This window comes from Pseudonocardia pini (assembly GCF_013870575.1).
Lineage (GTDB): Bacteria > Actinomycetota > Actinomycetes > Mycobacteriales > Pseudonocardiaceae > Pseudonocardia > Pseudonocardia pini.
In genome coordinates, this window is the sequence record NZ_JACBXB010000235.1 from 1 (window position 1) to 7,235 (window position 7,235).

4 protein-coding genes and 1 pseudogene are annotated in these 7,235 nt (G+C 70.3%); 1 reads left to right on the top strand and 4 read right to left on the bottom strand.

Translation table 11 applies throughout. The features are described 5' to 3' along the window. A pseudogene (locus H5J29_RS15140) lies at positions 1–240 on the top strand (CoA transferase); the annotation flags it as partial. Between the two features lie 2,286 nt (positions 241–2,526). Here the strand turns inward: H5J29_RS15140 and H5J29_RS15145 are convergent. The 4 genes from H5J29_RS15145 to H5J29_RS15160 all read right to left on the bottom strand — a co-directional run bounded on the left by H5J29_RS15145 (position 2,527) and on the right by H5J29_RS15160 (position 7,057). Beyond that, positions 2,527–3,900, bottom strand: a complete 1,374-nt coding sequence (locus tag H5J29_RS15145) for a 4-hydroxyphenylacetate 3-hydroxylase N-terminal domain-containing protein (RefSeq protein WP_181781603.1) — start codon at positions 3,898–3,900, stop codon at positions 2,527–2,529. After that, on the bottom strand, positions 3,887–4,585 hold the full coding sequence (locus H5J29_RS15150; RefSeq protein WP_181781604.1) for a TetR/AcrR family transcriptional regulator: 699 nt from the start codon (positions 4,583–4,585) through the stop codon (positions 3,887–3,889). The genes H5J29_RS15145 and H5J29_RS15150 overlap by 14 nt, the downstream gene beginning before the upstream one ends. Before the next feature lie 116 nt (positions 4,586–4,701). Further along, positions 4,702–5,406: a TetR/AcrR family transcriptional regulator gene (locus H5J29_RS15155; protein WP_181781605.1), complete on the bottom strand. Its 705-nt coding sequence runs from the start codon at positions 5,404–5,406 to the stop codon at positions 4,702–4,704. 109 nt (positions 5,407–5,515) lie between these two features. Next, positions 5,516–7,057: a class I adenylate-forming enzyme family protein gene (locus H5J29_RS15160; RefSeq protein ID WP_181781606.1), complete on the bottom strand. Its 1,542-nt coding sequence runs from the start codon at positions 7,055–7,057 to the stop codon at positions 5,516–5,518. Between the last annotated feature and the right edge of the window lie 178 nt (positions 7,058–7,235).

The window sequence follows — 7,235 nt, forward strand, 5'->3', positions numbered from 1 at the left end:
GTCGGCGAGGTGCACGCCCATCCGGTGCTGGCCGCCCGCGGCTTCTACCCGGAGCTCAGCCACGCCGAGATCGGGCCGCGCAGGCTCCCCTCGGTCCCCTGGGTCGCCTCCCGCTCCCCCATGGCCCCGCGCTCCGCCGCCCCGGCCCTCGGCGAACACACCCGCGAGGTGCTGACGGAGGTCCTCGGCCTGACCGACGAGCAGCTCGACGAGCTGGCGACGGCGGGCGTGACGGTCTGACCCCTCGCCCCGCCCGCACCGAAGATCACCCATCAACGCCGCATCGGCCGCGATGGGTCAGACCCGGTGATCAGCCACCGACCCGGGAGGCACCCAGCCCATGATCATCACTCCGGCGCACCGAGCCGCGCTCACCGCGGCCCGGCGCACCCAGACGATGATCACTGCCCTACGTGCACCAGCCCGCACCCAGCCGGTACATGATCACCACCTCGGTACGCTGAGCCGCGCACACCACGGCCCGGCGCACCCAGACGATGATCACCGCCCCACCTGCAGCAGCCCGCACCCAGCCGGTACATGATCACCACCTCGGTACGCAGAGCCGCGCACACCGCGGCCCGGCGCACCCAGACGATGATCTTCCGGCGAGGCTTCAGCCAGCCCTACCCATGATCACCACCTCGGCTCGAACCACCGCGCCGAGCGCGGCCGCCCGCACCCAGACAACGATCACCGACAGAGACAGGGCACCCTCGCCCGACCCGACAGCACGATGATCAGCAAGCGCGACCCACTCACGCCACACACGGCCTCACTGCGCCAGAACCGGTGATCAGACTCCGGGCGCCGACCCAACATGATCACCACCTCGGTGCGCTGAGCCGCGCACACCGCGGCCCGGCGCACCCAGACGATGATCTTCCGGCGAGGCTTCAGCCAGCCCTACCCATGATCACCACCTCGGCTCGAACCACCGCGCCGAGCGCGGCCGCCCGCGCCCAGACAACGATCACCGACAGAGACAGGGCACCCTCGCCCGCCAGACCCTCGCCCAACCCGACAGCACGATGATCAGCAAGCGCGACCCACCCGCGCCACACACGGCCTCACTGCGCCAGCACCGGTGATCAGACTCCGGGCGCCGACCACCACCGCACCGGGCCCCGACCCGACATGATCACCACCTCGGTACGCAGAGCCGCGCACACCACGGCCGGGCGTACCCAGACGATGATCTTCCGGAGGGGTTTCAACGAGCCCTACCCACCGACCTCACCATGATCACTATCTCGGCTCGAGCAACCGCGCCGAGCGCGGCCGCCCGCGCCCAGGCAACGATCACCAGCCACTGGCACAGACCGCCCGCCCGGCCGCTGCCGTGCCGCCACAGCAGTGATGATCAGCGTAAGTGACCCATCCGTGCCGCCTACGGCCGCGATGGGTCAGAAGCGGCGATCAGCCCGACCGACCGCTGAGCCCTGAGGGCTGCGCTCCAGCTCACGACCACCGACGCGGGCAGAGACCCCCGCCCGACCGCCGCCCCCACGACAGCAGTGATCAGCAACAGCGACCCGCCCGCGCCATATGCGGCCGCGATCGGTCAGAAACGGTGATGAACCCAGCGCAGCGCGAGCGCCAGGCCGAGCCCCAGCTCATGATCCCCATCTCGGCACACCGAGCCGCGCAGACCGCGGCTGCCGGCGTCGGGACAGTGATCATCATGAAAGTGATCATGAAGGCGGCTCGGCGCGCCGACCCAGGACGCGTCACTCTTCACAGCCCGGCGCGACGACAGCCGCCCAGCGTGTCGTCGATGATCCCCTACCGGGGCGCGGGCCCTCTGCTCGCTCGGTCGCCAGGCCCCTACCGCACCGTCGACCACCACCAGCGACCCATTCATGCCACATACGGCCTCGATGGGTCCGAAACGCCGACCATCCCGACCAGTCCAACCGGTCCGACCAGTCAGAAGCGGTGATCAGCCCGACCAGTCCGACCCTCCCGACCAGTCCGACCCTCCCGACCAGTCCGACCCTCCCGACCAGTCCGACCCTCCCGACCAGTCCGACCTGCCCGACCTGCCCGACCTGCCCGACCTGCCCGACCACGACCACGCCCACGACCGCAACCGCAACCGCAACCATGATCACCACCTCGGCACACGGAACCGCGCACCACGCGGCCCGCCGCACCGAGACAGCGATCAAGAGGCGACGTCGGAGCCACCCCACCCCATCGCGCTTCCATGATCGACAGGGCAGCGCAGCCCACCACGGCCCACCGCGCCGAGCCGGTGATCATCAGGCAGGAGTCGGCGAGGTCCGCGCGACCTGCCGTCCATGATCACCGGATCGGCACCAGGAACCGCTCTCAGCGCGGCTCTGCGCTCCGAGACAACGATCTCGTGGGGAGCACAGGCGCGACAGCACCGGCTCACCATGGTCACCGTCCCACCACGAGAAGCCACACACCCACCGCTGATCATCAGGTCCGACCCCGCCACGCCACAGGCGGCGCCGATGGGTCGGACCTGGTGATCAAGGACCGTCAGCGGGCCGGGGATCAGAAGGGGACGCCGACCAGCTCCTTGGCCTTCGCCACCGCGGCCTCCATCGGGTACCACTTGCGCGTCACGATCTTCTGCGCGTAGAGCCCGCCGCCTGCCTGGATGTTCGTGACGAGCTTCCAGCCGCCGTAGGTGTCGGCGGAGATGTCGCGGATCAGGTGGAACAGCCGCAGCCGGACCTCGCCGTCGATCTCCGGGTTGGCCTGCATGTACTTGCGGACGGCCGGGCCGATCTCCGGGTTGCGCAGGTCCGCCAACGACGGCGCGGTGACGATCGACCCGCCCGCGATGTCGTGCAGGCTCTGCACGAGCCGGTCGTAGTTCGAGGCCGCGTAGTACTTGCCCGCGTTGGTGTACAGCTCGTCCGGGAACGCCGCGCCGTTGTCGCCCACGTGGCAGTGCGTGATCGCCGCCTCGAGCGACGCCCGGATCAGGGTCGCCTGGATGATCATGTCGTCGATCTTGTCCCGGACGTGCGCCACGGACTCGGTGCCGTTGGCCTGCGCGATCAGCTGGGACAGGCCGACCAGCAGGTCCGCGCCGTCGGCCATCGAGGACAGCCCGCCGAGGCGCTCCCAGAGACCCAGCGAGTGCGCGAAGACCGTGGCGTACTTGACCTGGCCGTCGAGGAAGATCCGCTCGGTCGGGACGAACACGTCGTCGAGGATCACGAACGACTCGGGGTAGGCCACCGGACCGGACACCGGGAAGTCCTCGAGCTCGGAGGCGCGGGGCGCGTAGCTGACGTCCACGATCTTCACGCCGGGCGCGTTGACCGGGATCATGCAGGCGATCGCGTAGTCCTCCTCGCCCGGCTTCATGCCCTTGGTCGGGATGACCATCAGCTCGTGCCCCAGCGAGGCGGCGGTGATGTGCAGCTTCGCGCCGCGCAGGACGACGCCGTCCTCCCGCCGCTCGACCACGTGCACGTAGGAGTCCGGGTCCTCCTGGGCTCCCGGGCGCACCTTGCGGTGGCCCTTCGCGTCGGTGATGCACTGCGTGATCCGCAGGTCCTCGGCGCGCGCCCGCTCGACGAACGCGTTGATCCGCTCGACCTCCTCCGGGCAGGAGTCCATGATCCGGCCCGCCGCGGTCAGCAGCGTCATGATCGAGGTGTAGGTGACGTGGGCCAGCATGCCCATGTCGTGCACGAAGTCGATGTGCTCGCGCAGGCCCGCGGCGTCCGTCGGGACGTCGGAGAACGGGCTGTGGTCGCCGGTCGGGTCGTAGACCTTGTCGTAGCCCTCGGCGATCAGCTTCGCGCTCTGGCCGAGGATCGGGTGGTCGGCGATCCGCTCGACCAGCTCGCCCTCGAACCACACCTTGCGCCCGTCGTCGATCGACGCCAGGTAGTCCTCACCGGTCTTCATCAGGTCTCCTCGATGGGTGCGTCTCGACGCCGACGCTGCGCAGCAGGAGGTCGGTGAATCCGTCGATGATCTCGGTCATGCTCATCGGGCCGTCGGGCCGGAACCACGCCTGAACCGAGTTCAGGGTGGCCAGCACCGCGGCGGCGGTCAGGCGGGGATCCAGGTGGGCGGCGAACGTCCCCTCGGCCTGGCCCTGGCGGACCAGCTCGCGGATCGCGCGCTCGTAGGTGTCGCGGCGCTCGATCACCCCCGCGAAGCGCTCGCGGGGCAGGGTCGAGAACTCCCGGAAGAGCACCTGGACCTTGGTCAGGTTCTTCTCGGTGCCCCGCAGGTGGCGCTCGACGACGAGGCGCAGCTTCTCGGCGGCGGGCGCCTGGGACGCGAGCGTCTCCTCACCGAGGACGGCGGTGCCGCGGTGGGCCTCCTCGACGATCGCGGCGAGCAGGTCCTCCTTGGTGCGGATGTAGTGGTAGAGGCTGCCCTTGAGCAGCCCCGCCGCCTCCGCGACCTCGGTCATGCTGGTCGCCGCGTAGCCCTGGGTGCGGAAGAGCTCGGCCGCCGCCTCCAGGATGCGCTCCCACCGGCTCGGCTCGAGCGGCCGCGCCCGCGGGGCGCGAGCCTGTGCCGCAACGCCTGCAGCAGCATCTACCCCAGCGCCTCCGGTCTCCGACTCCCTCGTCCCCACCCCTCCATGGAACGCCCTGAAAGCCGACTGGTCAACCGTTCGGTAGGGAAATCTCGACCGAACGGTTGCTCAGTTCGACATGACACGTCGGAACCACGCGAGAGCCCCCACGAGGCTCAGATCTCCGGGGTCTTCCACTCCTGCGAGTTCTCGACGCCGATCGTGCGGGCCCACACCGTGGTGAGGGTGTCCAGCACGTCCTCGTCGTCGTACGGCTTGCCGAGCGAGAACCAGACGTAGCAGGTGTGGTCCGCCATCGCGCCCAGGACCTGCACGGTCATGTACGGGTCCAGCGTGGGATCGGCGATCCCCTCCGCCTGCTGCTTCTTGATCGCCCGCTCCAGCCGGGCCAGCCAGGCCTCCCGGACGTGCAGCCGCATCTCCCGCATCTCCGGGGTGAACGTGCCGACCTGCTCGGTCAGCGCGATCATCCGGGCGTTCTCCCGGTAGACCTCGATGTAGCCCCGCAGGCCCGCCCGGATGCGCTCGATCATCGGGGCGTCGTCGGACACCACGGTCGACGCGGCGACGTCCTGCATCATCCGGTCGACGACGATCTCGCAGACCTCGCGGAAGATCGCGTCCTTCGAGTCGAAGTAGCTGTAGAACGTGCCCTGGGCGACGTTGGCCTCGGCGACGATGTCCGCCACCCGCGCGTCGACGAACCCCTTGCGTTCGAACACGGTGTGCGCCGCCTCGACCAGCTGGTCCCGCCGCTGCTGGCCCTTGTCGGTCTGCGGTCCGCTGTCCCGACGCTGCTGCTGCGGGTCGCTCGCGGCCGTCACCCGCCTGCCGCGGGAGCTGCCGCCACGCGATGCCATCGTCCGTCCCTTCCGGCCCGTGCGGCCCGTGGTCACCCGGCGACCCGGACCGAGCGGACCGGGTGGGACAGTCTAACGGCCCTGACCTGCACGGCTGCCGCACGGGCGGTCACGAGTCGGTCCGTCTGAGCTCACGCTTGAGGATCTTGCCGCTCGCGTTCATCGGCAGCTCCTCCCGGCGGACGACCTCGGCGGGCACCTTGTACCGCGCGAGGCGGTCCCGGCAGAGGGTCACCAGCTCCGCGGCCAGCTCCTCGTCGGTGCCGGTCCAGGACGGGGCGGTGACGAAGGCGCGCACGGTCTCGCCCCAGTGCTCGTCGGGCACCCCGACGACGGCGCACTGCACCACCGCCGGATGCTCGGCCAGCACGGTCTCGATCTCCACCGGGTAGATGTTCTCGCCCCCGCGGATGATCATGTCCTTCTTGCGTCCGTGCAGGTAGAGGTAGCCGTCCTTGTCCCGGTAGGCCATGTCGCCCGCGCGGAACCAGCCGTCGCGAAAGGCCCGCTCGGTCTCCTCCGGCATGTCGAGGTAGCCGTCCATCATCATGTCGCTGCGGGTGGCGATCTCGCCGACCTCGCCGTCGGGCACGTCGATCATGTCCTCGTCGACGAGCCGGAGCGCGATGCCGTAGCCCGGCCGCCCGATCGAGCCCAGCAGCTCGGTGCGGCCCGCGAGCGCGAGGCGGTGCTCCTCCGGGGTGAGGAAGGCCTGCAGGCCCGCCTCGGTGCCCGCGCCGAAGAGCTGCAGGAACTCGCAGTCGAAGACGTCCATCGCGCGGCGCAGCAGCGTCGGCGACATGGGTGCGGCGCCGTAGTAGAGCAGCCGCAGCCGGTCGTAGGAGTGGTCCGCCACCCCCGGCTGCTGGAGCAGCGTGCTGATCATGGTCGGGACGAGGAACGCGCCGGTGACGCGGTCCTCGGCCATGAAGCCGAGCACGGTCGCGGCGTCGAACTGCGGCAGCAGCAGCGAGGTGAACCCGGTGGCGACCCCGCCGAGCAGCCCGGCGATGCCGGTGACGTGGAAGGCGGGGGCGGCCACGTAGCGAATGTCGTCCGGCCGCGGCTGGTTCGTGATCATCCCGTGCTCGATGATCGCCTTCATCATCCCCTGGGACTGCAGCACGCCCTTCGGCAGACCCGTCGTCCCCGAGGTGAAGGCCAGGCCCAGCAGGTCCTCGTCCGTGCAGACGACCGGCGGCTCGAGGTCCTCCCCCGTCTCCAGCAGCGGGTCGAACCCCGTCTCCAGCTCCACGACCAGCCGCAACGACGGGTGCCGCTCGGTCAAGCCCGCGAGCAGGCCGGCGTACCGGGCGTCGTGGAACATCGCGACGGGCTGGGCGCGGTCGAGGAAGACGTCGACCTCGGGCCGCATCAGCCGGTAGTTCAGCGGCAGGTAGACCGCGCCCACCTTCAGGCAGGCGAGCACGATCTCCACGTACCGATGGGAGTCGAGCGCCAGCACCGCGAGCCGGTCCCCGCGCCCGATCCCCTGCGCCCGCAGCGCCGAGACCAGGCGGTTGACCCGGGAGTTGGTGAGCGCGAAGGACTGTTCGGTCCCGTCGGGGAACAGGAAGCAGGCCTTGTCCGGGTGGCGCGCCGCGGACTGCGGGAGCGCCTCTCCCAGGGTGAACGCGAGCGGGGCCGTCATGGGGTCTCCTCGTCGAGAACCGTGCGGGTCAACGGGTGTGCTTACTTACCGCGCCAGACGGGCGGGCGCTTCTCCGCGAAGGCGAGCGCACCCTCGTGCGCGTCCTGCGAGGTCGCGATCGGCGCGACGACATCCTGCTGGCGCGCCCACCGCTCGGCGGCGGGCCACCCCCGCGACT

What these genes read in the sequence shown, in the direction of transcription:
- H5J29_RS15160 (WP_181781606.1), bottom strand. Translation starts at nt 7,057, where the DNA reads ATGACGGCCCCGCTCGCGTTCACCCTGGGAGAGGCGCTCCCGCAGTCC.
- H5J29_RS15155 (WP_181781605.1), bottom strand. Translation starts at nt 5,406, where the DNA reads ATGGCATCGCGTGGCGGCAGCTCCCGCGGCAGGCGGGTGACGGCCGCG.
- H5J29_RS15145 (WP_181781603.1), bottom strand. Translation starts at nt 3,900, where the DNA reads ATGAAGACCGGTGAGGACTACCTGGCGTCGATCGACGACGGGCGCAAG.